The organism is Bradyrhizobium sp. CB1717 (assembly GCF_029714325.1).
In the GTDB taxonomy this organism is placed as follows: Bacteria; Pseudomonadota; Alphaproteobacteria; order Rhizobiales; family Xanthobacteraceae; genus Bradyrhizobium.
Window position 1 is genome coordinate 2,211,338 of the sequence record NZ_CP121666.1, and the last position, 26,931, is coordinate 2,238,268.

Below are 26,931 nucleotides of genomic sequence, written 5' to 3' on the forward strand. Positions count from 1 at the left end.
CTGCAACATTTGGAAAACCGCCATGTCCGTCAAATCAGCACTGCAGACGCATACCGCCAATGCCGATCTTGCCGGCGAAGTCGACAGGCTTCTCGCCGCGCTGGGCGTCAAGCGCTCCGACTATACGGAGGGCGCCATCGTCGTTCGTACGCCGATCACTGGCGGGATCATTGGCCGCGTCATGGAGATCGGCGCAGCCGAAGCTGCCGGCGTGATCGAACAGGCGCACGCGGCCTACCTCGGCTGGCGGCTGGTGCCGCCGCCCAAGCGAGGGGAGCTCGTGCGGCTGTTCGGCGAGGAACTCCGCGCCAGCAAGGAGGCTTTGGGACGACTGGTGTCGATCGAGGTCGGCAAGATCGTCTCCGAAGGTCTTGGCGAGGTTCAGGAAATGATCGACATCTGCGATTTCGCGGTCGGCCTGTCGCGGCAGCTCTACGGCCTAACGATCGCGACTGAGCGTGGCGAGCATCGCATGATGGAAAGCTGGCATCCGCTGGGCGTCACCGGCATCATCTCTGCGTTCAATTTTCCGGTCGCCGTGTGGGCCTGGAACGCAGCCCTGGCGCTGGTGTGCGGCAACAGCCTCGTCTGGAAGCCGTCCGAGAAGACACCGCTAACCGCGCTTGCGACATACGCCCTGTTTGAGCGTGCGGTCAAACGCTTCAACGAGGCTGGCGGAGATGCGCCTCAGGGGCTTGCGGCAGTGCTGTTCGGCGGCCGTGAGATCGGCGAGGTGCTCGTCGACCATGTGAAGGTGCCTCTGGTCTCGGCAACCGGGTCTACAGCGATGGGACGCGCGGTCGGTCCGCGGCTCGCCAGCCGGTTCGCCCGGGCGCTGCTCGAGCTCGGCGGCAACAACGCGGCGATCGTCGCGCCGACGGCCGACCTCGACCTCACGCTGCGTGGCGTCGCCTTTGCCGCGATGGGAACGGCGGGACAGCGCTGCACGACGTTGCGCCGCCTGTTCGTCCACGAGAGCATCTACGAGAGCTTTGTGCCGCGCCTGAAGCAGGCCTATGCGTCCGTCACCGTCGGCTCTCCGCTGGAAGGCGGTAACCTGGTTGGTCCGCTGATCGACGGCGCGGCTTATCGCGCGATGCAGAGTGCGCTCGAGGCTGCGAGCGCTGCCGGAGGTCAAGTCCAAGGTGGCGAGCGCATTGCCATCGAAGGGGCGGCCGACGCTTACTATGTCCGCCCGGCGCTGGTCGAGATCGCGGCGCAGACCGGACCGGTGAAGCACGAGACCTTTGCGCCGATCCTCTACGTCATGAAATATCGCGATTTCGATGCCGTGCTCGAGTTGCACAACGCCGTTCCGCAGGGGCTGTCGTCGTCCATCTTCACCAATGATCTGCGCGAAGCGGAAACATTCTTGTCGGCGCGTGGCTCTGATTGCGGCATCGCCAACGTCAATATCGGCCCATCCGGCGCGGAGATCGGAGGCGCCTTCGGCGGCGAGAAGGAGACCGGCGGCGGACGCGAATCCGGATCCGACGCGTGGAAAACCTATATGCGGCGAGCGACCAACACCATCAATTACGGCCGCACACTCCCGCTGGCTCAAGGCGTCAAGTTCGACGTGGTGTGACCGATCCAAAGGCGCTTCCGGAGCGCATACGCATCGCCGCGCGGCCAGGCGAGGACGCGGCGTACTGTCATGCCCCGCCTTCGCGGGGCATGACAGCGTGCGCGTGGACTACTCCGCCGGCTCGGCCGCCAGCGTCGGGTAATCGGTGTACCCCTTCGCGCCGCCGCCGTAGAACGTGTTCTTGTCCCAGTCGTTCAGGCCAGCGCCCTGCTTCAGCCGCTCGACGAGATCCGGGTTGGAGATGAACGGCTTGCCGAAGGCGATCAGGTCGGCGGCATTCGCCTCGAGCACCTTGCTGGCGAGATCGAAGTCGTAGCCGTTGTTGGCGACGTAGGCGCCGGCAAAGCGCTTGCGCAAGGACGCATAGTCGAACGGCGCGATGTCGCGCGGCCCGCCCGTGGCGCCCTCGACGACGTGGAGGTAGACCAGCTTGAGCGCGCTGAGGCCGTCGACGATGTGGTCGTACAGGGCCTGCGGGTTGGAATCCGAGATGTCGTTGGCCGGCGTCACCGGCGAGATGCGGATGCCGGTGCGATCGGCGCCGGCTTCAGCCACGACGGCCTTGGAGACTTCGAGCATCAGCCGCGCGCGATTCTCGATCGAGCCGCCATAGGCGTCCGCACGCTTGTTGCTGCCGTCCTTGGCGAACTGCTCGAGCAAATAGCCGTTGGCACCGTGGATCTCGACGCCGTCGAAGCCGGCTTCGAGCGCGTTCTTTGTCGCGCGCTTGAAGTCGTCGATGATGCCGGGGATTTCGGAGAGCTCGAGCGCCCGAGGCTCGGAGACATCGGCGAAGCCGCCGTTCACGAAGGTCTTGCCCTTGGCGCGGATCGCGCTCGGCGCCACCGGGGCTGCGCCATTCGCCTGCAGATCGACATGCGAGATGCGGCCGACATGCCAGAGCTGGATGAAGATCTTGCCGCCGCGCTCATGCACCTTGTCGGTGACCTTGCGCCAGCCGGCGACCTGCTCCTTGCTGTAGATGCCGGGGGTGTCCTGGTAGCCCTGGCCCTGCTGCGAGACCTGGCTTGCTTCGGTGATCAGCAGCCCTGCGGACGCGCGCTGGCCATAATAGTCGGCGGCGAGCGCGCCGGGTACGAAGGTGCCGGGCACGGCGCGGTTGCGCGTCAGCGGCGCCATGACGAAGCGGTTGGCCAGCGTGATCGGGCCGAGCTTGTAGGTCTCAAACAATTTGGTCGAACGGCTCATGGGAATGCTTCCAGGCGGTGAGAGGTCTCGAACACTTGTGCATCGCGACATCAGGCGCAAGGGATGAGCCATACGGAAAGTGCAGGCGAGCTACGCGGCAAAGCCCGCGTAGCATAATTCATGTGTGATTTCGGCCGCGGCAGCAGAATCCCGCTACGCGGCCGTGCGATTTGAAAAATCAGTTCAGGCCCATGAAATCGCGCTTGCCGATCTCGACGCCGTTGTGACGCAGGATGCCGTGGGCGGTCGCGCAGTGGAAATAGAAGTTCGGCAGCGAGAATGCGCTCAGGAACTGCTGGCCCTTCAGGGTCGTGGTCTTGTCGGGCCCGGACGGGAAGGTGACGTCCTTGGCTTCGGCGCCCTCGAACTGCTCGGGCTTGAACGATTTGACGTAGTCGATCGTCTTCGCCAGCCGCTGCTTCAATTCCGCAAAGCTGGTCTCGGTGTCGGGATTCGAAGGCACTTCGCTGTGCGTGAGGCGCGCGCAGCCCTTGGTGGCGAAATCGCTGACGAGCTGGATCTGCTTCGACAGCGGCAGCATGTCCGGGAACAGGCGCGAGCCGAGCAGCACGCTCGGGTCGATCTTTTTCGCTGCGCAATGCGCCTCGGCTTTGGTGAGCAGGCCGGTCAGGCTGTTCAGCATTTGCAGATAAGCAGGGACGACCGCGTCGTAGAAGGACATGTGATGCTCGCTTCAATGAGAGGAAATCTCAGGAGAAAACCTGAGCCACTCACATGGGAGCCTCATGGAAAAATACAATCGCGAAAGCGGCTTGTGCGGTGCGAAAATTCTATGGCGTCCGACGCGCGACGATCGATGCAACACTCGCTGTCATCTCCGCCACACCCTCGCTGTCGCGTACTGGATGCCCCGCCTTCGCGGGGCATGACAGCGAATAGAGCAGCTACCTCACCACCGCCCCCGGCTGCGCCTGCGCCGTGCCGCCGCGCATGCGGGCGAGCAGCTCGGCGGTCGGCCAGGAATCCGCCGGCAGGCCGAACTTGATCTGCATCGCCTTCACGGCGGCGCGGCTCTGCTGGCCGAGCACACCGTCGACCTTGCCGACATTGAAGCCGGCCTGGACCAGAAGCTGCTGCAATTGCTTGAGCTCGTTGAACGGCAGCTGCGCGACCGGCGCGGCCGGCTTGCGCATCGGCGGCGCGCCGGCGATGCGGGTGGCGAGATAGCCCGCGGTGGTCGAATAGATCAGCGAGTTATTCCACTCGGTATAGGCCGCGAAATTCGCATAGGCCATGAAGGGAGGACCGGTCCGTCCCATCGGCAGCAGCACGGAGGCCGGCAGATTGTCGTTCGGCAGCGGCCGTCCGTCCGGGTAGGTGACGCCCAGCTGCGCCCATTTCGCGCGCGGCTGTTGCACCGTGAGATCGGTCTGTTCCCACGGCAGGTTCTGCGGCACCTTGATCTCCTCCAGCCACGGCTCGCCGCGCCGCCACTTCAAGCCTTTGGCGATGTAGTTCGCGGTCGAGCCGATCACGTCGTCCTCGCTGCGCAAGAGATCGCGCCGTCCGTCGCCGTCGTAATCGACGGCGTAGTTGACGTAGTGGGTCGGCAGGAATTGCGTCTGTCCGAGCTCGCCGGCCCATGAGCCGACCATCTCCTCGGGTGTGAGATCGCCGCGGTCGATGATCTTCAGCGCGGCGACGGTCTCGTTCACGAACATCTCCGAGCGGCGGCAGTCATAGGCGAGCGAGACCAGCGATTTCAGCGTCGGCAGATTGCCCATGTTGGCGCCGAAATCGCTCTCCAGGCCCCAGAACGCGGCGATCACCGCCGGCGGCACGCCGTATTCCTTTTCGGCGCGCGCGAATGCAGAGGCGTGGTTCCTGATGTGCTGCTGGCCGTTCTGCATGCGATAGGGCGCGGCCATGCGTCCCGCGAACTCGGTGAAGAGCTGGCCGAACACGCGCTGGCCGCGGTCGCGGTTGACGATGCCCTGGTCATAGACGAGGTAGGGCGAGGCCTCCGCGATCGTCCGCTGCGACACGCCGGCCGCGACGGCCTGGCTCTTCACGTCGGCCAGGAAGCGATCGAAGCTTGCGCCGTTATGGCACGAGGCCGCGCGCGGCGACGGCGCGCTGGCCTTGGGCGCCGCAGGTCTTGCGGGCGGCGGTGCGAACTGGGCAGAAGCGGTGGCGGAGCATGCGAGGAGCGCGACGGCTGCGATCGCAAATCGGGTCTGGAGCATAGGGGTTCCGGCGGGGAGGGCAGGCGTGGATTCGCCCGAAGTCTAAAGCATGATCCGCAAAAGTGCGAAGCGGTTTTCCGAAAAGATCATGCCTATCCAAACAGCCGCATCAGCAGCGCCTTTCCGACCGGGAGCGCCCTGACGCCCTGGTAGGCGCGCACATATTCGCCGGCATAGAACGCCCTGATCGCATGCACGCGCGTGTCCATGCCCTCCTCGAAGCGCACCGCGAATCCGTCCGTCGTCCGCCGCACCACGATCGCCGCGATCGAGCGGCCGTAGATCCGGCAGTCGATCGTGCTGCCGGGCGCCGGCGGATCGGGGTCGATCAGACGGGCGCCGGTGATGGAGATGTCGGCGAGCCGCGCCAGATGCCACTTGCCGTCCTGGCGCAGCAGCACCGGCTCGTTGCGATGGAAGCGCTCCGCCTTGCGCTTGCGCGGCTGCTCGATGCAGACGAAGCAGACCACGGTGAGGATGAGCGCGTTGTAAAGGCTCCATGCCAGCGCCAGTCCGCCATAGGCGATGTTCTCGCCGCGCAGATGCAGGATGAAGGCATAACCGATGGCCGCGAGCGTGATGAGAAGCGCGCTGCCGTAGAGCCGCAGCAGCGGCCATTCGACGAAGCGCCTGTCACGGTCGCCGCCTTTCGCGGTGACCTTGAACTTGTGTCCCTTCGGCTTCAGCAGGCCGGTTGCCACCGCCTTGAGCACCGCAGGCGCGGCGATGAGTTGCGAGACATCAGTCATCATGGCGAGCGAGCGGCCGCGCGACAGCCAGGCCATGGTGAGACCGTGCCAGACATAGAACGGCAGAAAATAGCGCAGCAGCTCGGTCAGGTCGGCCCGGACCGCCTTGATGCCGAACAGCAGGAACAGCCAGGGCACCACGAGGCCCGCCACCTTCGACGTGTAGACCGCGGCCCAGCTCATGAAGGCATCGACCAGCGAGAGCCGGTCGATGAAGGAGAGCTTCGATGTCCGCGACAGCGGTCCGCTGCGGCCGCGCACGATCTGCATCAGGCCGAGGCACCAGCGGGCGCGCTGGGTGATGTATTCCTTCAGCCCTTCCGGCGCGAGCCCGATCGTCAATCGCTCGTTGAGATAGATCGTGGTGAGGCCGCATTCCTTCAGGCGCAGGGTGACGAGATAATCCTCCGTCACCGAGTCGGTCGGAAAGCCGCCGATCCGCACCAGGCCGGCATAGCGAATGAGCGACGAGGTGCCGCAGCAGAAGGCGACACCCCAGGCATCCTTCGCCGGCAGCAGGATGTCGAAGAAGAAGCGTTGCTCGTCCGGCCAGACGTCGGTTGCGGCAAGATTGGTCTGGATCGGGTCGGGGTTGATGAAGTGCTGCGGCGTCTGCACCACCCCGACCGAGGCATCGTCCATGAGCGAGATGGTTCGCGCAAGGAAATCGGGCCGCGGCACGAAGTCGGCATCGAGGACGGCTACGAAGTGCGGCGGCTCCGGCAACGCGCCGACATGCCGGAGCGCGTGATTGATGTTGCCGGCCTTGGCGTGGCGGTTGTCGGGCCGCGTCAGGTAATGGCAGCCGAGTTCGCCGGCGAGCCGTCGCAGCCAGGGCCGCCTTCCGTCGTCGAGCACCCAGACCCGATAGTTGCCGTACTCCATGCCGGTGGCGCCGATGATCGTGCGCTCGAGGATCGACCGCTCCTCGTTGTAGGTGCAGATGAAGACGTCGATCAGCGGTGCGCGCGGATCCCTGGCGCGGCCATCGATCCTGGCCGCCTTGGTACGGTCGAGCGTGCGGCTCAGGAACAGCAACGACAGTGAGACCGCAACGAGCGAGGCGGCCTCCAGCAGCATGAAGGGATAGCCGATCACGGCATCCGCCGTCAGGTGCGGCGGCGGAAGCGTTGCGGTCACACGCCAGTGGAGATAGCGCAGCAGCAGAACGAGTGACGCGATGGCCAGAAGGGAGCGGGCCATCGTGCTCTCGCGCCGGAGCAGCGGCACGATCGCCATGAAGGCGCCGAGCGCGATCAGGCCGGGCGTCAGCGCGCTCGTCACGGTGCGGTCTCTTGTCTTGCAAACACGACACGGCCGGTGCGCCCCACCGTGCAGCCATGGGCGGCGGCATCGGCCAGCGCAACGGTCACGCGATACGGCTCCTTGCTCAGCGCGTCGGGATTGATGGCGAGATTGGCGGGTGCGCCGGCGGCGCCGGTCAGATTGACCACGGTGCCGGAGATCGGCGCACCGCCGTCGTTCGGCTCGAACGTCGCGTGGTCGCCGAGCTGCAGGCGGTTGTAGACACCCTCGGTGACGTTCGCGGTGATGACGGCGCCGCTGCAATCGAGCACCTTGAGCAGCGGCTGCCCGGCCTGCACGTCCTCGCCCGGCGAGGTCATCATCTCCCAGACACGCCCTGAGACAGGCGTCGTGATGTTGGCCTCGGAGAGATCGGAGAAGCGAACCTCCTCGATGATAATCTCGTTGGCGAGCCAGGCGATCTCGGTGTCGATGCGTGCGAGGTCGGCCTCGAGATCGCCAGCACGCTGGCGCATCTCCTCCTCGCGCTGCACCGAGCTCGGACGGTCGTTGTAGCTGTCGCCGAGGAAGGAGCCGCTCCGCGCCGCGGTGAGCTCGACCTTGGCTGCGTCCAGGCGCTTGCGCGCACCGAGCTCGGTCTGCTGCGACACCGAAAGCTCGCGCGTCAGCCGCGCCAGCTCGACGGTCGAGACATTGCCGGTTTTCGCCAGCGAGGAGGCGCGCTCGACGGCGGCGCTGGCCTCGTCCCGCCGCGCCGCGGCCGCTTCGATCGATGTCTGGATCTCGGCGATGCGGGCCTCGAGCTGCAGCACCCGTCCGTCGCGGAATTGCGCGGCCTGCCGCGCCAGGTCCTTTTGCGCGGCTTGCGCGGAGGCGAGCTTGGCGGCGAGGCTCGGCCGCTCGTTCTCCAGGCGCGATTTCTGTCGCCGGAGGTCGTCGAGCCGGGTGCGGTCGCCGCGCGAGTTGACCACGCGCAAGACCACGGCGCCGGCGTCTAACCTGGCCTGGTCGGTCAGGCGCTGGGCGGCGACCACGCGCCCGCCGATCGGCGTGCGCAGGGTGACGAGGCGGGAATTCAGCACGGCCTCGACGCTCGAATATTCCCATATCGCGCGCAGCGGCAACCAGCCGAACACGGCGAGGATGGCAAGGCCAATGGCGATCTTGGCGCCACGTCGCAGATGCGGCCAGCGTCGCGGCGGTTCAGCCGGTGCCTGGGCCTCGGGCGGATGACCGTGGTCGTCGTTGGCGAACAGCTGCTCGTGCAGCGCCTCCTGCAATCCCTTGGCGTCGGTTTTTGTGTCTTGAGAGGAGGGAGCAGCGGGGTCGACGGAAGCGGCGCGCGAGCGGTCTGCCATGACAGTCACCTTGCTGACGGGAGGTCAACGGAACCGGTCAATGCGCAAAGGCCGTGCAGCGTGCCCGGTTACCGCGGATTAAGCCCAGGCTGCACTTTCCAGGTTGCTAAGCCTGTGCGTGTGTTTTTGCGCAAATCCCGGTCAAGCTTTAACGAGGCGGGAAAGGCTAGGCCGCGCATCCAACTATCTGCGGCCCGGCGACGCACGAACCTTGCAGCGGCTGCCTGCATTCATACCTCGAGGGCGCCGGCCGGAGGCTTGCCCGCGGCCGCTCCAGGAGACGGCCATGAACTATCTTCGTACCGCAATGCTGCTTGCAGGCCTCACCGCCCTGTTCATGGGTGTGGGCTATCTGATCGGCGGCGCCTCCGGTGCCATGATCGCGCTCGTCATCGCTGCCGCGACCAATCTCTTCACCTACTGGAACTCCGACCGCATGGTGCTCTCGATGTACGGCGCCCATCAGGTCGACCGCGCCAGCGCGCCGGAGCTATTCGGTCTCGTCGCCGAGCTTGCGGGCCGTGCCGGCCTGCCCATGCCGCGCGTATTCGTGATGGACGAAGCGCAGCCGAATGCGTTTGCGACCGGCCGCAATCCCGAGAATGCAGCCGTCGCCGTCACCACCGGCCTGATGCAACAGCTCAGCCGCGAGGAGCTCGCCGGCGTGATCGCGCACGAGCTCGCGCACATCAAGCATCACGACACGCTGCTAATGACGATCACTGCGACCATCGCCGGTGCCATCTCCATGCTCGCGCAGTTCGGCATGTTCTTCGGCGGTCATCGCGACAACAACAGCGGCCCAGGCATCGTCGGCTCGATCCTGCTGATGATCCTGGCGCCGATCGGCGCCATGCTGGTGCAGATGGCGATCAGCCGCACCCGCGAATATGCCGCGGACAATCTCGGCGGCCGCATCGTCGGCCAGCCGATGTGGCTCGCCTCGGCTCTGATGAAGATCGAGGGCGCCGCGCACCAGGTCCCGAACTATGAGGCCGAGCGCAATCCGGCGACCGCGCACATGTTCATCATCAATCCGCTGTCTGGCCATGGTATGGACAATCTCTTCACCACCCATCCCTCGACGCAGAACCGCATCGCGGCGCTTCAACAGCTCGCGGCCGAGCTTGGCGCGCATGCGGCGCCGTCGCTGGGCGCCAACGAGAACTATCCGCCGCAAGGCCCGTGGGGCCGCTCGTCCTGGCGTGGTCCTTCACGCGGTCCGTCTCGTGGTCCTTGGGGCTGACGGAACCGGCCAGGATTTGCACGGGGCTTTGTGACCTGGCGCACACAGGATCGTCGCGGCGGGTGTTAACACCTCGCCGTGAGATTTGCTTCGAAAGGGGATGCATGGCCGGCCCTCAGCCGGCCAGCGTCGAAGATGACCAGAATTGCCGTACCATTGCTGATCGTCCTGGCCGTGCTCATTGGCCTGTCCACGCATATGGTGGTCAATTGCGGGGACGAGGACGATCCGGATATCTGCGCGGCCGTGATCGGCTTCTCGCCGCTGCGCGGCTCGCTGATCGCCTTTGCCTATGAGGGCCGCGGACGGATCGCGCTGCGCCACGGCGACTTTCGCCGGGCGATCGCCGATTTCGACGAGGCCATCCATCTCAATCCCAACCGCGCCTCGCTCTATCGCGACCGCGCGCTCGCGCGCCGGCAGAACGGTGATCTGGAGCTGGCCATTGAAGACTATGATGAGGCGATCGCGCATGATCCCAAGCACGCCGCGCCGTATCACCAGCGCGGCCTCGCGCTCGCGGCCACCGGCGACCTCGATCGCGCCATCCTGAGCTACAACACGGCGGTGCGCCTCGATCCCTCGGACGCACAAGCCCGCCTCGATCGCGGTCTCGCATTCCTTGCCCGCGGCCAGATCGACGACGCGCGAGCCGATTTCGAAGCTGCCCTGACGCTGCCGGCCGGCAAAGACGTCCGCACTCGCGAAGCCGCGCGCGCCAAGCTCGCCGAACTCGCCAGCGCCGAGCCGACCCTGGTCACCACGCCGAGGCGGTGAGGTACCTAAAGCGGCATTCGCCGCTGCACCCTCTCCCCTTGTGGGCCTGTTGCGCTACGGCCTTTTGAGGCAGGAGACGTAGGGAGAGAGGGCTGTGTTGACGCCGATTGTCAGGCCGAGATCTGTACTTGGTGCCCTTGGCGGGCGTCTCAGGCGGCGAGCGCGGCCCAGCGCCTCATGTTGAACGCGATGGAGGCAAGCAGGACCTGCCCGCTTGCCTTCATGAGACCGACATAGCGGATGCAGGTCAGCCGCATGCGGCGTTTGAGAGTGGCGAAGGTGGTCTCGACCTGGGCTCGTCGGCGCGCGATGAGGAGGTTGTAGCGTTTGAGCCGAGGCGGTAGCTCCGGGTGATGTCGGTTGGGACGACGGGCGATGCGGGGCTTCTTGCCTTCCGCTTTCAGCCGAGCCCGTCGGGCATGGGTGTCGTAGGCTGCATCGGCCCACACCACGGCTTCATCGCCACGGATCAGTTCGTCGGCCGGCGTTGTGTCGTTGACATTGGCGGGCGTGGTCAGGACTGCGCGGATCAGGCCGGATCCCTCGTCGACACCCATGTGAGCCTTGTAGCCGAAGGTCGAACCACCCTTGCCCTGCCGCTTGGTAAACCGGGCATCTGGGTCGTTTGAGGGACGATCCTGCTTCGGAGGGGTTGACACCGCCTGGATCAAGGTCGCATCCAGCATCGTGCCGCGCTTGAGGATGACCCCGGCATTCTCGAGCTGGCGATCCAGCTCGCCAAACAGCTTCTCCAACAGCCCTTGTTCGACGAGCTGGTTCCGGAAGCGGTTCAGAACCGTGTGGTCGGGCGTCGCATCTTCGAGGCTCAAACCGACGAAGCGCTTGAACGACAACCGGTCGCCCAACGCTTCCTCGAGTTCGCGTTCCGAAAGACCATAGAGCGACTGCAACAGCACCGCACGAAACAGCACCAGCACCGGATAGCCTGGACGACCGGGGCTCCCTTCATCCCGCAGATGGCCGATCAGCTTCTCGAACCGGTACCACTTGACCAGGCCAGCCAGCCGATCCAGCGCTGCATTGGCGCCGGCCCCCTTCGGCATCAGTGCTTCCACAAAGCTCGGCTGTCCCGTCCGCTTAACCGCCATCGTCATCCCCTCAAGGCTTTGCCCTAGGGAATCACAACTGGCGAATTACGCAACAGGCCCCTTGTGGGAGAGGGTGGCTTCGCTGCAAGCGAAGCCGGGTGAGGGGTCTCTATCCTCACGAACAGTCCCGCGCGCGGACAGAACCCCTCATCCGGCGCCATAGCCGAAGCTTCGCTTCGGCGTTCCTAAGAACGGCGGCTGAAGGCCGCCTATGCCACCTTCTCCCACGAGGGGAGAAGGGAAGAGACCGCGCCTACTTCGCTTTCTTGGCCTTTGCCTTCTTCGCCTTTGCAGCCTTCTTCGCCGGCTTCTCTTCCTTCGCCTTCTTCTCCACCTTCACCGTGACAGGCGTGCTGGCGGCGAGGCGCATCGCGCGGGCGTAGCTGTCGGCGACGTTGTCGGCGGACATCTGCAGGCGTTTGGCGGCGGTGGTAGCCTGCTCCATGGTGGCCTTGGCCATCATCTTGAAGCGGTCGCCGGTCTCCTTGCCCTTGGCCTTGGCCGCAAGGCCGTTGAAGCGATCCCGCCGCTCCTTGGCGCGGGTCATGAGGCCCGTATGCAGCTGTCTGGCCAGTTGCCGGATCACGACATCCAGGTCGGCGTCCGCCATGTTCTTCCATCCTCTTGAAAACAGGTATCGATGCGGGCGGGACTATGCAGATCGGGCCCCACCTTGGCAATTGGTGGCCGCCCGTCATCCGCAGCTTCCGGTACCCAAAACAAGAAAGCCGCGCATTTTGCGCGGCTCTTGTGTGTCCGGCGGTGTTTCCGCCTCACTTCAGTGAGGCAACCGGGCCGCTCGACGCTGCCGGGTCGGGGTCGAAGCCGAACACGCCGACCAGGTATTTGTAATAGTCCGGCATCTTCTCCTTGAGCGTCTCGCGCGACTTGGGGTCGTGGAATTCGCTCTTTCCGGAGAGGAAGATGCTGGCGGTCACGGCGAAGAACTCCATCGGGTTCTTCATCGCATAGGATTCCTTGGGCAGCATCTCCTTGGACTTGGCCAGGGCATAGTAGCCGATCACGCCCTTGTTGGCGTAGCCGTCCGGCAGAAGCCGCGCGTGGAAGGCGTGCAGCATCTCGTGCAGCAGCACGGCCTCCTTCTCGTAGCGCATCATATCCGGCCGCAGCATGATCACGCCGAGACCGGAATCGACCGCGAGATCGACGGCATTGGGATTGCTCCAGCGCTGCTTGGCGGGATCCCAGACCGTCAGGGTCCGGGGCGCGGTGCGCTGCATGTCCGGCGTGACCCGGCCGTAGCAGGCGGTGGCGGCGCCTTCGTCGAGGCAGGCGAGCTCGCTCGCGACGATCGGAACGGTGTGGAAGAAGCGCAGCACGCGCGGGGAGAGGCCGACGCCTTCGACGACGTCGATCTGGCTCTTCAGGTTCTCGGTGAGCTTGTCGACGTCCTTGCGGTCGCGGTTCTCGGAAATGTCGAACATGTAGCCGCGATAGCTCTGGAAGCCCGGCGGCAGCGCCTGCGCCGCGTCGGCATCGAGCGAACCAGCCCTGGATGGATTGGCAAAGAGCGCGCCGACAATGGTCGCGGTCAGCAGCAACGCAATGCGCATGATGAACCCCCTGATGTCACTTCGCCCGGCAGGATAGGCCGCCGTTGTTTGCGAAAAGTGAGTGGGGCGAGACTAAGGCAGCGATGTTGAGGCGTGCTTAACCGTTGGTTGCAGATCGCGGAGACGGATTAGGGCCGGGTTAACCAAGCGTGGATTGGCAGCGCGCTTCGGCGTAACATCGCCTTCGGGCACCAGGCCCGAAAGTCCAGACAGCCGGAAGGGGAGGATGCCATGTATGCCGCCATCCGTCAGGCCAAGGCGAAAAGCGGGAGTGCGGAAGAGCTGACACGCCGCATCAAGGACGGCGCCGTTCCGATCATCAGCGATGTTGAAGGTTTCCGCGCCTATTACGTCGTCTATGCCGGCGACGACACGGTCACCGCGATCTCGATCTTCGACAAGTTCGAGCAGGCCGAGGAGGCGAACAAGCGTGCCATCGCCTGGATCGAGAAGGATCTCGGCCCGCTGCTCGCCGGCGACGCCCGCGCCGTGGCGGGGCCGGTGATCGTGCATACGCTGGCGTGATTTAAGCGCGAGCCATGTCCCCAACGTCGTCCTGGCGAAAGCCAGGACCATTACGCCAGGGAGGAGTTGTGGCGCGAGATCGTAGTTACGAATCTTCGCCAAACTCGATCTTGGGGTAATGGGTCCTGGATCTGCGCTTCGCTTGTCCAGGACGACGGCGGAGTGTGTGGTGCATGCTTGCCACTGAACGCCCCTCACAACTCCCTCGCATTCGAGAACGCAAAGCTCGACACCCTTCTCGTCGTCTCATCCAAAATCAGCGTGCGGGTGATCGGCGGCTCGGCGCGCTGGGCGCAGTTTTCGCGCTCGCAGAGGCGGCAGTTGACGCCGATTGGCGTGCCCTCTGTTTTCTCCAGATCCATGCCGGTGGCGTAAGTGAGGCGCGCGGCGTGGCGGATTTCGCAGCCGAGGCCGATGGCGAAGCGCGGCTGCGGCAGCGGGTGCGGCGCGACCGGGCGGCGCACCATCTGCGCGATCGAGAAATAGCGCGTGCCGTCGGATAGCTCGATCACCTGCTTGAGCAGGCGATCGGGCGTGTCGAAGGTCGAGTGCACGTTCCAGAGCGGACAGGTGCCGCCGAATTTCGAGAACGGGAACGTGCCGGACGAGAAGCGCTTGGAGACGTTGCCGGCATTGTCGACGCGGAGCAGGAAGAACGGAATGCCGCGCGCGTTCGGCCGTTGCAGCGTGGTGAGGCGGTGGCAGACCTGCTCGAAGCCGGAATTGAAGCGCTGCGCCAGCACGTGGATGTCGTAGTTGAGCGCTTCGGCGGCGGCGAGGAAGGTCGGGTAGGGCATCATCACGGCGGCAGCGAAGTAATTGCCGAGCGTGATGCGGAACAGCCGCCGTGGCGCATCGTCGAGCGGGCCGGCGCGGCCGATGATGGTCTCCAGGGCTTGCGCGCATTCGCCAAGCCCGAGCTGGAAGGCGAGCTGGAACGCGCGGCCGGGCGGGTCAACCAGCTCGGAGATCAGGAGCTGCCGGCGGTGGCGGTCGAAGCGCCTGAGCGTCTCGCGCATCACATCCACCGGCATGATGCGGGTCTGGATCGAGTGCTTCTCGCGCAATCGCGCAACCAGCGCCGCATAAAGTCCCTCGGCCGGCACATTCAGCTCGTCGCGAAGGTTCTCCGCGGCCTGCTCCAGCTCCGGAAAATAGTTGCGGTTGGCTTCGATCAGCTCGCGCACGCGCTCGACCGGATTGGCCTCGTAGCGCGTGCCGACGTCGCGGTCGGCCATTTGCGCCGCCGCCAGCGTCTCGCCCTGGCGGGCCTCGGTATAGGCCGCATACAGCCGCTGCAGCGCATGGGTGACGCCGGGACAGAGCTCGGCGAGGTCACGCAGTTCCTGCTTGGGAACGTCGATCTGGCGGAACAGGGGATCGGAGAAGATCTCGTTCAGCTCGGCGAAGAAGCGGTCCTCGTCGGCGGTGGCGAGGTCGCGCAAATCGAGGTCATAGGTCTCGGCCAGCCGCAGCAGGATCTGCGCCGTTACCGGGCGCTGGTTGCGCTCGATCAGGTTGACGTAGCTCGGCGAAATCCCGAGCCCCTCGGCGATCTGGGTCTGCGACAGCCCCAATTGCTGCCGGATCCGCCGGAAGCGGGGGCCGACGAACAGTTTCTTCCCGGACTCGGCGGGCATGTTTCAGATCTCCTGACGCATCAAGGACAGTCTTGCTGACCTATATTTTACAAAATTTACAAAATAACATCTATTACATGTTCCGATGTTACATGACATCACCAATAAAAAACAAGCCATCTATACGAAGTTTCTCTTTTCGCGTTTAGCTCCTGACACGCATCTCGCAATGCATTGTCAAGAATGTCGATGGCCAGCCATCGGCCATCGTCAGCGAAAGGATAGGCACATGAATTACCAGCCCCGCGGCATCAACGCGCTCCAGCGCCCGGCCTCGTATCAGAGCGAGATCGAGGCAGCCCAGGCGCTCCTCAAGACCCAGCCGACCTGGAACGGGGTGTCCGCCGAGGCGGTCGCACGCATGCGTCTGCAGAACCGCTTCAAGACCGGCCTTGACGTCGCCCGCTACACCGCGGCGCTGATGCGGGCCGACATGGCGGCCTATGACAACGACCCCACCAAGTACACGCAGTCGCTGGGCTGCTGGCACGGCTTCATCGCCCAGCAGAAGCTGATCTCGGTCAAGAAGCATTTCGGCGGCAAGACCGATCGCACCTATCTGTACCTCTCGGGCTGGATGATCGCGGCGCTGCGCTCCGAGTTCGGACCGCTGCCCGACCAGTCGATGCACGAGAAGACCTCGGTGCCGGCGCTGATCGAGGAGCTCTACACCTTCCTGCGTCAGGCGGACTCGCGTGAGCTCAACGACATCTTCCGCAGCCTCGACAAGGCGCGCAAGGAAGGCGACAAGATTCGCGAGAAGGAGCTGATCGAGAAGATCGACAACTTCCAGACCCATGTCGTTCCCGTCATCGCCGACATCGATGCCGGCTTCGGCAACGCGGAGGCGACCTATCTGCTCGCCAAGAAGATGATCGAGGCGGGCGCCTGCGCGCTTCAGATCGAGAACCAGGTCTCGGACGAGAAGCAGTGCGGTCATCAGGACGGCAAGGTCACCGTGCCGCACGAGGTGTTCATCGCGAAGATCCGCGCCTGCCGCCACGCCTTCCTCGAGCTCGGCATCGAAGACGGCGTGATCGTGACCCGCACCGACTCGCTCGGCGCCGGCCTGACCCAGCAGATCGCGGTCAGCCACAAGCCCGGTGACATCGGCGACCAGTACAACAGCTTCCTCGATTGCGAGGAAATCACCGCGGAGAACGCCCGCAACGGCGACGTCATCATCAACCGCAACGGCAAGATGATGCGTCCGAAGCGCCTGCCGAGCAATCTCTACCAGTTCCGTCCCGGCACTGGCGAAGACCGCTGCGTGCTCGACAGCATCACCTCGCTGCAGAACGGCGCCGACCTGCTCTGGATCGAGACCGAGAAGCCGCATATCGAGCAGATCGCCAAGATGGTCGACCGCATCCGCAAGGTCGTCCCGAACGCCAAGCTCGCCTACAACAACTCGCCGTCGTTCAACTGGACCATCAACTTCCGTTGGCAGGTCTACGACGCGATGAAGGAAGCCGGCAAGGACGTCAGCAAGTACAATCGTGCCGAGCTGATGAAGCCGGAATACGACGATACGCCGCTGGCGATCGAGGCCGACGAGCGCATCCGCACCTTCCAGGCGGATTCGGCCAAGCGCGCCGGCATCTTCCATCACCTGATCACGTTGCCGACCTACCACACGGCGGCGCTCTCCACCGACAATCTCGCCAAGGAGTATTTCGGCGAGCAGGGCATGCTGGGCTACGTGAAGAACGTCCAGCGCGCCGAGATCCGCCAGGGTATCGCCTGCGCCAAGCACCAGAACATGGCCGGCTCCGACATCGGCGACGACCACAAGGAGTACTTCGCGGGCGAAGCTGCCCTGAAGGCGGGCGGCGCCCACAACACCATGAACCAGTTCGGCTAACGCATCAGGCTATTCGACAGGAGACTGACAATGACCAAAGGCAGCAATTTCTGGGTGATCGGCGGCGAGTTCGGTTCGATGAACTTCCACAAGCTCGTGGAAGGCTCGGCCCAGGTCAAAGGTCCGTTCAAGACCCGCAAGGAAGCCGAGGACTGCTGGCGCGAGGTGTCGGAAGAGAGCCGCCACAAGGCCGGCGTCCGCTTCTCGATCGTGGAAGAACCGTCGCGCGTCTCGGCTTGAGGGCCTGGTTGCCGACCTGAACTAAGAAGACGTCCAAGGACGGATGGTCCCATCCAGGCTCTGCCTGGGTGGGATCGTCTGTTTTTGGCACAGGTCACCCGCCTGTGGGCGCCGTAAGTATCTGGAATTATGGGCCCTTTGCGGACGGTTTGGTTGCTGATAGGTTAACGCGGAGAAAGTCGAGGACGAGGCCGACAATGTCAGAGCCCGAGACCAGCGGGACCCATCCCAGCCAGCCGCGCCCGGTGCGGCTGCGCGATGCGCTGCTGCGCGCACGGATCGAGGCCGCGGACCGGACCGGCGTCGTCGTCGACCTCCGCGACGCCGAGGTGGCGCGGCTCGAGATCCTCAATGACGCGCTCGACCCGCTGTTCGCCCAGGTGCCGGAGCAGATCGACCTGTTCGACCGCGGCATCAGCCAGGGCGATACACCGAGACTCTGGATCGACGTCGTCGCCCACATCATGATGGGGCGCGACAAGCGGATGTACCGCTTCGTCCAGGACACCCGCTTCGGCCGCATCGTGCTCGCCGAATCGCACGATACCGCGGTCATCGTCGAGGCAGTCACCGACTATGTCGCCCGCCGCATGATCGAGCGCGAGCATGCGATGGTGGTCCCGCCCGAACCGCAAGCCCCAGCCGCCGAGCCGCCGCGCCGCTCGCGGGTCTGGCCGTTCGTGTTCGGCTTTGTGCTCGGTGCGGCCGCCTTGTTCGGGGTTGCCGCGCTGGCGGTCTTGCGGAGCTGGTGAGGATTTCTCCGCCCTCATTGCGAGCGAAGCGAAGCAATCCGGGAATCTTTCCGCGGAGGGACTCCGGATTGCTTCGCTGCGCTCGCAATGACGGAGAGCTAGATCAACCTCGCCTGCTTGATCTGCCCGATCTGGAATCCCGCCCCCAGCGCCCGCACCGTCTGCTCGCAGCGCCAGCCCGCATTGTCCTTTTCGATCCTGAATAGATTGTACGCCGCGGCCGGATAGCGTCCGTGCGCGAGTGCCGAGGCCGAGGGCACGCCCAGCGCGGGAATGTTGCCGTTGGGACCCTCGAACCACATCGTTGAATGAATGTGGTCGTGCCCGTGCAGGATCAGCTCGACGCCGTGGCGCTTCAACAGCGCCAAGAGATCCGCAGAGTCCGTCATCCGCTTCTGACGCGCTGCGGACTTCAGGGGATGGTGCACCAGCAGCACGCGGAAGACGTCATCAGTCGCGAGCCGGTCGAGCACCTGCTCGAGGGCGGCGAGCTGATTGCGCCCGAGCGTGCCCGTCGCCATCAGCGGCAAGGTCGGCACCGCCGTGGACAGGCTGATCAGCGCCAGCGGCCCGCGCCGGCGCAACGCAGGAAAACCGATGCGGCCGTCGTCGCCTGCGAGATAAGGTGCAAAGGTCTCGCCGAAGCGATGAAAGGTGGCGCGGACATAGGCGTCGTGATTGCCGGGAATCGTGGTGACGCGGTCGGGCGGCCCGACCTCGTCGAGCCAGGCGCGCGCCGGCGCGAACTCGGCTTCCAGCGCTAGGTTGACGAGATCGCCCGTCACTGCGATGTGGTCGGGCGCCTGCGCCTTCATGTCGGCAACGAGCGCGTCGAGCACCTCGCGGCGCTGGTATTTGTGGCGGTTGCGCGTCCAGTTGACGTAGCCGAGCGCGCGCTTGCCGGCGAGCTCGACCAGCCGAGGTTTCGGCAGCGGCGCCAGATGCGGGTCGGACAGATGGGCGAGCGTGAAGGGGGCCGGCGTGTTGGGAGTCATGGCGCGCGATTGCCTCGCTATTCGTCCACTGTAATGGCAAGGTCGCGAGGACTGCGCAAGCAGGGCCTGACGAGGGGACTTGAGAGAATCTGATGGGGGATCGTCTGAATCGCGTTCGACGCAAATTCGAGCCGCTGCTGCGGCGGATCTTCCACGCCTATTTCCTGCTGGTGCGCGGCATGACCCTCGGTGTCCGCGCCGTGGTGCTGGATGCCGAGAACAGGGTGTTCCTGGTCAGGCATAGCTACATCAGCGGCTGGTATCTGCCCGGCGGCGGCGTCGATCTCGGCGAGACCATGGAGCAGGCGATGCGGCGCGAGCTCAAGGAGGAGGGCGACATCGATCTCACCGGCGAGGCCGTGCTGCACGGCATCTTCTTCAACAGCCACATCTCCCGCCGCGACCACGTCGCGGTCTACGTCGTCAGGCATTTCCGTCAGGATCGGCTGCCTGAGCCCAACCACGAGATCGTCGAATGCGGGTTCTTCGCAATTTCCGCATTGCCCGAGGGGACGACGCTCGGCACCCGGCAAAGACTCGCGGAGGTGCTGGATGGCCGGCCGCTGATTGCGACGTGGCGGTGAGGGCGGCCTGTGCCAGTAACCTGCCCCAAGGGGGCCACGGAAACGGGATGAAGGTTGCGGTCTACGCGCTGGAATTGTCGCTGCCGGTCGCCGAGGTCGAGACTCCCTATTACGCTCGGCCCGAGGGTTCGTTCTCGAAGCTCAACACCTGGCGTGACGGCTTTCGCATCCTCGGCACCATGCTGAAGCTGTACCGCGCGGAGAAGCCGCTGCGCTTCTTCAGCGCCATCGGCCTGCTGGGCCGCTCTGTCGATCGTGCTTGCGATCCCGATCGTGATCACCTTCATCGAGACCGGGCTCGTGCCGCGTTTCCCGACTGCCACCCTGTCGATGGGGCTGATGATCATGGCGATGCTGTCGGTGTCGTCCGGGCTCGTGCTCGACACCGTGACGCGGGGGCGGCGGGAGATGAAGATGCTGGCCTACCTGTCCCAGCCGGCGCTGAAAAGGAACTGAGGTTGGGTGCAACGCCCATGGACCTCAACATCCGCAAATGCTACTCCGCCAGACGATATGAGCGATCTCTCACTGACCATCCTTCCCGAAGCGGCCGGCGACGCCCAGGCGATCGAACGGCTGCACGAGCGCACCTTCGGCCCCGGCCGCTTCGTGCTCAGCGCCTATCGCATCCGCGAGCATGTCGACCATCTGCTTGAGCTGTCCTTCACGGCGCGCATCGGCACGCTGCTGGTCGGCTCGGTCAGGCAATTGCCGGTGCTGGTCGGCGACACGCCCGCACTGCTGCTCGGGCCCCTGACCGTCGAGCCGCCGTTCCGCGACCGCGGCATCGGCCGCCTGTTGATGGAGCGCGCGCTGAAGGATGCCAAGGCGAGAGGCCACCGCCTCGTGCTGCTGGTCGGCGACGAGCCCTATTACAGCCGCGTCGGCTTCAAGCAGGTCCCCAAGGGCCGCGTCATCATGCCGGGCCCGGTCGATGCCGCCCGCATCCTGGTGTTCGAGCTCGTCGACGGCGCCTTCGAGGGCGTGTCGGGACAGGTCGTGCCCGACTGGAGCAAGGCGCGGGTCGGGTAGGCGACGACGCGGCAGTTCGTAGCCCGGATGGAGCGCAGCGCAATCCGGGAAACCTGTCGCGGCAGATGCACTCTCCCGGATGTCGCTGCGCTCATCCGGGCTACGGGAGTTTCGACGATGCAGGTGCGTCCCGCTGATGCCGGTGAGATCGATCATCTCGCGCAGCTCTGGCACGATGCCTGGCATGGATCGCATGCCTCGCTTGCGCCGCCCGAACTGGTCCGCCTCCGCACGCTCCCAAGCTTTCGCGACCGGCTTGCGGTCATGCTTCCCACGATCAGCGTCGTCGGTCCGGCCGGTGCGCCGCTCGGCTTCTGCGCCATCAGGGGCGATGAATTGTACCAGCTCTTCGTATCGTCGCAGGCGCACGGCGCGGGCGTGGCGGCCGCGCTGATCGGCGACGCCGAGACCCGCCTTGCCGCGCGCGGAGTGGAGCGGGCTTGGCTGGCATGTGCCGTCGGCAACGCGCGCGCTGCGCGGTTCTACGAGAAGAGCGGCTGGCGCAACGCCGGCACGTTCGTGATGATGTCGGAGACATCGAACGGGCCTTTCCCGGTCGACCAATGGCGCTTCGAAAAGCGGCTGACGCATTCGATATAAGTCCGTAGCCCGGATGGAGCGCAGCACAATCCGGGAAACCTGTTGACGCAGATGCACCGTCCCGGATTACGCTGCGCTCCATCCGGGCGACGAGGCCCATGCCGGGGCCCTTTAGGTCCCGGTCGGAGCAGGATCAGAACTTGAAGTTCGCGAATGCCCGCACGCCGATGCCGGGCATCAGCACCTCGTCCTTGGTGTAGGACACGGAGTTGCGGATGCTCTCGTTGAGAAGATTGTTGCCGACGATGCCGGCAATCATCTCGCGCGCCCCGAACCGGCTCGGATCGAGCTTGGTCTTGTAGCTCACCTCGGCCTTCAGCAAATTGTAGCCCGGCGTCGGCGTCTCCGCGATCACGGCGACGTTGTTCTGCGCGAAGGCGTGCAACAGGTTGACGCGCATCAGCCAGTTGTCGTCGCGCCAGAACACGCCGCCGCCCATTCGCAAGGGGGGAATGCGCGGCACGTTGGTGCCGTCGGAGAAGGTGGCGCGGACGACGTCGAGCTGGTTCTCGATGCCCCAGATGCCGCCCTGGAACGCGCCGACGTCGAATTGCGACTGGAATTCGCCGCCGCGGAAATTGGCATTGCGTTGCGAATAAACCGCCTGGTTCAGCTCGGCGCCCGGCGTGCCGCACGAGGCGAAATCGTCGTCGCACATCACGCCGGTGAGGCGGCGATAGATGAAATTGTCGAAATGCGTGTAGTAGACCGTCGCCTCGAAGCGGAACGGCCCCGTCGCCTTGCGCACGCCGAGCTCGACGGACTTGGCGGTCTCGATGGTGAGGTTGGGATTGCCGATGTCGAAGGTCGCGGTCGCATCATGTGGGCCACGGGAAAACAGCTCGGCCGCCTTCGGCGCGCGCTCGACATATTGCGCGGTGATGCTGCCGACCATGCCGCCTGGCAGGTCCTGCAGCAGGCCGATGCTGCCGCTCTTCGGCGTGTAGGCGGGATTGCGCGCGATCGCCACCTGCGGCGTGCCGTCTGGCAGATAATCCGCCGGGAAGTTCGGCGTCGTGCCGTGCAGCTCGACATGCTCGATGCGCCCGGCGATCTGCGCCCGCGTCGCTTCCGTGAACTTGAACTCGTTGAACGCGTAAGCGGCGACGCGCGTGTTGTTGTTGGGGTCCCACAATCCGTTGAACAGCGTGCCGGGATTGTCCGGGCTCGGCGCGCTCAATTCCTGATGGCCAACCTGGAAACCGAGCGCCGTCGTCACCTCGGCGAAGCGCGCGTTGAACGGCATCAGCTGCACCTCGGTGCGGATCTCCTGCTCCTTGTTGGTGAAGGTCTGCCTGATGCCGTCGCTGCTAGGATCGGCGGGATCGGCAAGGCCGATCTCGTTGTGCCGGTAGTCGGTCGCGCCGGCCCAGAAGCGGATCGTGTCGATCGCGGCAGCATCGGGGCGGTACTCGCCCTTGACGTTGATCTTGGTCTGGTGGCCGTCGATGCGCGTGTGGTGGTCGGCGCCGTCGATGCCGGGGATGTGGTAGAGCGAGTCGTTCTGCGTGATCGCGGCGCCGATATAGCCGCCCTGGAAGAAGTAGGAGCCGCCGATCGAGGCGCCGTCCGAGCGCGTCGCCGAGTTCGGCTGACGCCCGTTCACGGGCCGCGTTTGATCGTTCAGATAGGGATAGCTCGGGATCGCATAGTCCGAGGTCGTGCGGCCATAGGCATCGGCATGGAAGGCGAAATTGCCGCCGCCGGTGTCGAGCAGCACGCCGCTCTCGACGCCACGGTCGACCGAGCTGAACGCGGTGCGCGTCTCCGCGGTGACGCAAGGCGATGTCGCGGCTGATGCGAGCGGCGCCTTGGTCGGCAGGCCGTAGGTCTGGAACGATGGTGCGCAGGACGGCAGCGCATCCGGAATCCGGTTGTTGGTGGCGCTGACGACGCCGCCGATCGAGGTCGAGCCGTAGCGCAGCGCAGCCGGCCCGCGCACCACCTCGACCTGGTTGGTCGCAAGCGGGTCGATCGGGACGAAATGATCCTCGCCGAGATCGGAGGCGCCGCCGCCATTGGTGCCGTTCTCGACGATGCCGACGCGGTTGACGTCGAGACCCCGGATGATCGGCCGGCTGGAGGCACCGGGCGCAAAGCTGGAGCCCGTGATGCCGGGTTTTGAGAACAGGAGATCGCCGAGCTGGCCGCCGCCCTCGCGGCGGATCTCGTCGTTCGGCACGACGGTGACGGTAGCGAACTGGTTGGTCACGATCGGCAGCACGCCCTGCTGAGGCGCGGCCGTCGCCGGCGCTGCCGGCGTTGGTTCGGCCGTGCGCTGCTGGCTGCGCGAGCGTCCGGTTCGCGCGACGCGGACCGGGCTGCGGGTCGGCACCGCCCGGCGCACGATCGGGCTCGGCGCCGTCACGGTGACGGCCGGGATCTCCGTCGACGACTTGTCTTGCGCAGGTGCTTGTGCAGGCGCCTGTGCGAGCTCTTGGGCGAGGGCGGATGAGGCGGCTACGCCGAGCAGGAGCAGGCTCGCTCCGCCCAGACGCTGCGCGCGTCGCAATTCAAATGACATGGTCCTGATTCCATCAGGCGCCGTCCGCATGTTGGTGTGTTGATCGGAGGCGGCCTGCCGTCGCAGCGCGACGGAATTCAACTTCAACGTCTCCCGGGCGGTCGCCTGAAAAGCGGCGAGCCCGGGCGTGATCAAGCGTTGGAGGTCAGGACGCGGGAGGGGCGCGCGGCTGGAACGCCGTGCCGGCCGATTTCAGGTGGATGAATTCGGCATCAGTGGTGCGGTGGAGCAGCTCGATCGCCTGCGGCAGCTGCAGAAGCGGCGGCGTCGCGAGCAGGACCGTGCCTGCCATCGCGACCAATGCGCAGATCGCGCAATTGTCGTCGCCAGGCTGCTCGCGGTCGGGTGCGGAGGGCGACTGCTTCTGGATCGCCGCACGGTCGATCGAAGCGATGTCCTTGCCGCTCTCCGTCTGCTGGAGCGAGGACTGGGCGAGGGGAGCGGCCTGGGCAAACCAGTGGCTATGACCGAATGTCAGCGCGAATTGCACCAGCATCGCGAACAACGCGAGCCGTGCACCGTGCCTGATATGCGACCGGAACCACTTCATCTGCAGACGCCACCCCGCATCGCGAGACGCCAATCCGCGGCGACTGCGATGTTATAATGTAACATCGCGCGATCGGCTAACGGATGTCAACGGCAGCGCGGGCCATCTCGCGCGAGTGGCCGCGCGATGTGTCGTTCGGGCAACTAGCGAGTTGAGCCCGGCCTATCGCCGTGACGGAGGTGCGTTCCCCCCCCCCCTTGCGGGGGAGGGCTAGGGAGAGCGTAGCCCAGCAAAAGGTACCGATTGTTGACGATGCATCGCGAGTAGGTGACTCACGGAAAGAATCCCCGTGTGGCACCCCCTCCCTGACCCTCCCCCGCAAGGGGGGAGGGAACGGAGAGAGCTACGCTGGTGGCAGAACTCGATTCGACTTCAATCCAGCAGCTCACCGCCCCTCGCGCGCCCACGTCGCCGCAAACGCGCCGAGCAGCAGCAAGAGGCCGATCAGGCCGGCGAAGATCGGCAGCACGCCGACGCCCTTCACCACGCTGGCGTCGCGCATCCTGACGCCCATCCAGCCGTCGCCGGCGAAGACGCTCACCGAGCGCACCGGCACGATGCGCGGCAGCTCGACGCTGTTGCCGTCGACGACGCGCACGGCGTTGCCGCCGGTCGCCTGCGTCAGCGGCCTCAATGTCTCGGTGGTGGAGGTGACTTCCGAAAACTCCTTCGGATTGGTCGGGCCGACATTGATCAAGGCCTTGAGCGTGCCGTCGGTCGCCTGCCACAGGCCGAGTTCGTTCGCCGGCAGGCTGGCGCGCCACTCGCCGGGATCGCCGGCGCTCAGTGTCAGGTCCTGTGACACGCCCGACGGCGAGGTCACGCTGACAGGCTGGACGCTGTCCGCCATGGTCTGGCGCACCACGACGAGGTTCTTGCCCTGCACCTGGAGGCGCAGCGCCTCCTCGTCGAGATCGGGCTGCTTCATCAGCCAGTGCGACATCCGCCTGAGCAGATCGAGATGCGGCCCGCCGCCCTCATAGCCGCGCGCCCACAGCCAGATGTGGTCGGACAGCAGAAGCGCGACGCGCCCCTCGCCGAAGCGCGACAGGAACAGCAGCGGCTTGCCGTCGAGGCCCGTCATCACCGGCGGGTTGACGGAATTGCGGGTGTCGACGGTACGGAAGAAGCGGCTCCAGTGCGGCGGCTCGAAGGCCGAGCCCTCCAGCCCGCGCGTGACCGGATGGCGTTTGCCGATGTCGGACAGATGCGCATAGAACGGTTTCTCGGTCACGCCGACCGGCTCGGCCGGCAGCACCGAATCCAGCGGCGTGCGCCAGATGCTGGTGTTGGAGGCATAGTCGGGCCCGGCCGAGACCAGCACCGCGCCGCCCGCGCGCACATAGCGCGCGATGTTGTCGAAATAGGCGATCGGCAGCACGCCCTGGCGGGCATAGCGGTCGAAGATGATCAGCTGGAATTCGTTGATCTTCTGCTGGAACAGCTCGCGGGTCGGAAACGCGATCAGCGACAATTCGTTGATCGGCGTGCCGTCCTGCTTCTCCGGCGGCCTTAGAATCGTGAAGTGCACGAGATCGACGCTGGCGTCGGACTTCAGGAGGTTGCGCCAGGTGCGCTCGCCGGAATGCGGCTCGCCCGAGACCAGCAGCACGCGCAGCTTGTCGCGCACGCCGTCGATGGCGACGACAGCGCGGTTGTTCACCGGCGTCAACTCTCGCTCGAGCGGCGAGGCCTCGATCTCGACGATGTTCGGCCCGGCATGCTTGATGTCGACTTCGACGCTCGCGCTCTGGCCGCTCGAGAGCGTGCGCTCGTTGATGACCTCGCCGTCGCGGCGCACCGTGACCCTGGCGCGCTCGCCGGAAACACCCTGGTCGTCGAGCCGGTAGGTGATGGTCTGCATCTGGCCGACGATGCCGAAGCGCGGCGCCGCCGTGATCGCGATGCGGCGGTCGCGCTCGTCCTTCTGTCCGGTGATCAGCGCATGCACCGGCGCCTGGAAGCCGAGCGCGGCGGCATTGGCGGGAATATCGTGGACGCGGCCGTCGGTGATCAGGAACGCGCCCGCGACGCGGTCGACCGGCACGTCCGACAAAGCCGAGGCGAGGGCGCCGAACAGCCTCGTGCCGTCGGTCTCGCCGTCTGCCTGGCCGGCGTCGACGACGCGGACGTCCAGGCCCTTGATCTTCTTCAGGCCGTCGACCAGCGCTTCCTGCGCCTGCGCAGCCTCGCGATTGCGGTTGCCGAAATTCTGGCTCGGGCTCTTGTCGACGACGACGGCTGCGACCGAGGTGAGGGGATCGCGGTCCTCGCGCGTGAAGGAGGGATTGGCGAGCGCCAGCAGGAACAGCGCCAGCGCGGCGACGCGCACGGCTGCACCGCGCGCACGCGCCACCAGCAGCAGGATGGCAATGACGACGATCGCGGCCAGAGCGAGCCACAGGACGATCGCGGGAACAAGCGGCGTGAACGCGATGCCGTAATTCATCAGATAGACCTATCAACGTCATTCCGGGGCGATGCGAAGCATCGAACCCGGAATCTCGAGATTCCGGGTCTGGTCCTTCGGACCATCCCGGAA

General features: G+C 65.5%; 23 protein-coding genes and 1 pseudogene. 11 read left to right on the plus strand and 13 right to left on the minus strand.

What is annotated here, in order from left to right:
* Positions 1-22: 22 nt before the first annotated feature.
* Positions 23-1,588: an aldehyde dehydrogenase family protein gene (locus tag QA649_RS10495; RefSeq protein WP_283024105.1), complete on the plus strand. Its 1,566-nt coding sequence runs from the start codon at positions 23-25 to the stop codon at positions 1,586-1,588.
* Between the two features lie 108 nt (positions 1,589-1,696).
* Here the strand turns inward: QA649_RS10495 and QA649_RS10500 are convergent, their stop codons facing one another.
* The 5 genes from QA649_RS10500 to QA649_RS10520 all read right to left on the minus strand — a co-directional run bounded on the left by QA649_RS10500 (position 1,697) and on the right by QA649_RS10520 (position 8,377).
* Entirely contained in the window at positions 1,697-2,797 is a 1,101-nt protein-coding gene (locus tag QA649_RS10500) for an alkene reductase (RefSeq protein WP_283024106.1), read from the minus strand.
* Positions 2,798-2,975: 178 nt separating this feature from the next.
* A complete protein-coding gene (locus tag QA649_RS10505) occupies positions 2,976-3,479 on the minus strand; it encodes a DUF1993 domain-containing protein (RefSeq protein WP_283024107.1) in 504 nt (167 codons plus the stop codon).
* Between the two features lie 223 nt (positions 3,480-3,702).
* A complete protein-coding gene (locus QA649_RS10510; RefSeq protein WP_283024108.1) occupies positions 3,703-5,004 on the minus strand; it encodes a lytic murein transglycosylase in 1,302 nt (433 codons plus the stop codon).
* 92 nt (positions 5,005-5,096) lie between these two features.
* Complete coding sequence (locus tag QA649_RS10515) at positions 5,097-7,037, minus strand: glycosyltransferase (protein ID WP_283024109.1); 1,941 nt, start codon at positions 7,035-7,037, stop codon at positions 5,097-5,099.
* Positions 7,034-8,377 carry an HlyD family secretion protein gene (locus tag QA649_RS10520; RefSeq protein ID WP_283024110.1) on the minus strand — a complete coding sequence of 448 codons (1,344 nt, stop codon included), beginning with the start codon at positions 8,375-8,377 and terminating at the stop codon, positions 7,034-7,036. Before QA649_RS10520 ends, QA649_RS10515 begins: the two co-directional genes overlap by 4 nt.
* A gap of 286 nt (positions 8,378-8,663) precedes the next feature.
* Here QA649_RS10520 and htpX point away from each other — a divergent pair, with 286 nt between their 5' ends.
* Both htpX and QA649_RS10530 read left to right on the plus strand, forming a co-directional pair.
* Positions 8,664-9,623 (plus strand): zinc metalloprotease HtpX, encoded by a 960-nt coding sequence (htpX, locus tag QA649_RS10525; protein WP_283024111.1) that lies wholly within the window; start codon positions 8,664-8,666, stop codon positions 9,621-9,623.
* 135 nt (positions 9,624-9,758) lie between these two features.
* Complete coding sequence (locus tag QA649_RS10530) at positions 9,759-10,400, plus strand: tetratricopeptide repeat protein (protein WP_283024112.1); 642 nt, start codon at positions 9,759-9,761, stop codon at positions 10,398-10,400.
* Between the two features lie 149 nt (positions 10,401-10,549).
* On the opposite strand, the gene QA649_RS10535 is transcribed toward QA649_RS10530, so the two are convergent.
* The 3 genes from QA649_RS10535 to QA649_RS10545 form a co-directional block, all read right to left on the minus strand.
* Entirely contained in the window at positions 10,550-11,515 is a 966-nt protein-coding gene (locus QA649_RS10535; protein WP_283020138.1) for an IS5 family transposase, read from the minus strand.
* 247 nt (positions 11,516-11,762) lie between these two features.
* Positions 11,763-12,119, minus strand: coding sequence for a hypothetical protein (locus QA649_RS10540; RefSeq protein ID WP_283024113.1), 357 nt, complete (start codon positions 12,117-12,119; stop codon positions 11,763-11,765).
* A gap of 163 nt (positions 12,120-12,282) precedes the next feature.
* Positions 12,283-13,083: a hypothetical protein gene (locus QA649_RS10545; RefSeq protein ID WP_283024114.1), complete on the minus strand. Its 801-nt coding sequence runs from the start codon at positions 13,081-13,083 to the stop codon at positions 12,283-12,285.
* A gap of 231 nt (positions 13,084-13,314) precedes the next feature.
* Here QA649_RS10545 and QA649_RS10550 point away from each other — a divergent pair, with 231 nt between their 5' ends.
* Complete coding sequence (locus QA649_RS10550) at positions 13,315-13,608, plus strand: antibiotic biosynthesis monooxygenase (protein ID WP_018648871.1); 294 nt, start codon at positions 13,315-13,317, stop codon at positions 13,606-13,608.
* 194 nt (positions 13,609-13,802) lie between these two features.
* On the opposite strand, the gene QA649_RS10555 is transcribed toward QA649_RS10550, so the two are convergent.
* Positions 13,803-15,248 carry a short-chain fatty acyl-CoA regulator family protein gene (locus QA649_RS10555; RefSeq protein WP_283024115.1) on the minus strand — a complete coding sequence of 482 codons (1,446 nt, stop codon included), beginning with the start codon at positions 15,246-15,248 and terminating at the stop codon, positions 13,803-13,805.
* Positions 15,249-15,477: 229 nt separating this feature from the next.
* Between QA649_RS10555 and QA649_RS10560 the strand changes: the two genes are divergently transcribed.
* The 3 genes from QA649_RS10560 (at position 15,478) to QA649_RS10570 (ending at position 18,104) form a co-directional block, all read left to right on the plus strand.
* On the plus strand, positions 15,478-17,112 hold the full coding sequence (locus QA649_RS10560; protein ID WP_283024116.1) for an isocitrate lyase: 1,635 nt from the start codon (positions 15,478-15,480) through the stop codon (positions 17,110-17,112).
* Between the two features lie 30 nt (positions 17,113-17,142).
* Positions 17,143-17,352, plus strand: coding sequence for a hypothetical protein (locus QA649_RS10565; RefSeq protein ID WP_008560963.1), 210 nt, complete (start codon positions 17,143-17,145; stop codon positions 17,350-17,352).
* A 197-nt stretch (positions 17,353-17,549) separates the two neighbouring features.
* Positions 17,550-18,104, plus strand: coding sequence for a hypothetical protein (locus QA649_RS10570; protein ID WP_283024117.1), 555 nt, complete (start codon positions 17,550-17,552; stop codon positions 18,102-18,104).
* Positions 18,105-18,202: 98 nt separating this feature from the next.
* Here the strand turns inward: QA649_RS10570 and QA649_RS10575 are convergent, their stop codons facing one another.
* The gene (locus QA649_RS10575; protein ID WP_283024118.1) at positions 18,203-19,099 is read right to left on the minus strand and encodes a metallophosphoesterase; all 897 of its coding nucleotides are present in this window, start codon (positions 19,097-19,099) and stop codon (positions 18,203-18,205) included.
* Between the two features lie 92 nt (positions 19,100-19,191).
* On the opposite strand from QA649_RS10575, the gene QA649_RS10580 reads away from it, so the two are divergent.
* The 4 genes and pseudogenes from QA649_RS10580 to QA649_RS10595 all read left to right on the plus strand — a co-directional run bounded on the left by QA649_RS10580 (position 19,192) and on the right by QA649_RS10595 (position 21,315).
* Positions 19,192-19,683, plus strand: a complete 492-nt coding sequence (locus QA649_RS10580; RefSeq protein WP_283024119.1) for an NUDIX domain-containing protein — start codon at positions 19,192-19,194, stop codon at positions 19,681-19,683.
* 39 nt (positions 19,684-19,722) lie between these two features.
* A pseudogene (locus tag QA649_RS10585) lies at positions 19,723-20,139 on the plus strand (glycosyl transferase); the annotation flags it as partial.
* Positions 20,140-20,196: 57 nt separating this feature from the next.
* Positions 20,197-20,715 carry an N-acetyltransferase gene (locus QA649_RS10590; protein WP_283024120.1) on the plus strand — a complete coding sequence of 173 codons (519 nt, stop codon included), beginning with the start codon at positions 20,197-20,199 and terminating at the stop codon, positions 20,713-20,715.
* A 117-nt stretch (positions 20,716-20,832) separates the two neighbouring features.
* Positions 20,833-21,315, plus strand: coding sequence for a GNAT family N-acetyltransferase (locus QA649_RS10595; protein ID WP_283024121.1), 483 nt, complete (start codon positions 20,833-20,835; stop codon positions 21,313-21,315).
* Positions 21,316-21,448: 133 nt separating this feature from the next.
* Here QA649_RS10595 and QA649_RS10600 read toward each other — a convergent pair whose 3' ends face one another.
* The 3 genes from QA649_RS10600 to QA649_RS10610 all read right to left on the minus strand — a co-directional run bounded on the left by QA649_RS10600 (position 21,449) and on the right by QA649_RS10610 (position 26,838).
* Positions 21,449-23,839: a TonB-dependent receptor gene (locus tag QA649_RS10600; RefSeq protein ID WP_283024122.1), complete on the minus strand. Its 2,391-nt coding sequence runs from the start codon at positions 23,837-23,839 to the stop codon at positions 21,449-21,451.
* Between the two features lie 145 nt (positions 23,840-23,984).
* Positions 23,985-24,389: a DUF2946 family protein gene (locus QA649_RS10605; RefSeq protein ID WP_283024123.1), complete on the minus strand. Its 405-nt coding sequence runs from the start codon at positions 24,387-24,389 to the stop codon at positions 23,985-23,987.
* A 385-nt stretch (positions 24,390-24,774) separates the two neighbouring features.
* On the minus strand, positions 24,775-26,838 hold the full coding sequence (locus QA649_RS10610) for a hypothetical protein (protein ID WP_283024124.1): 2,064 nt from the start codon (positions 26,836-26,838) through the stop codon (positions 24,775-24,777).
* Between the last annotated feature and the right edge of the window lie 93 nt (positions 26,839-26,931).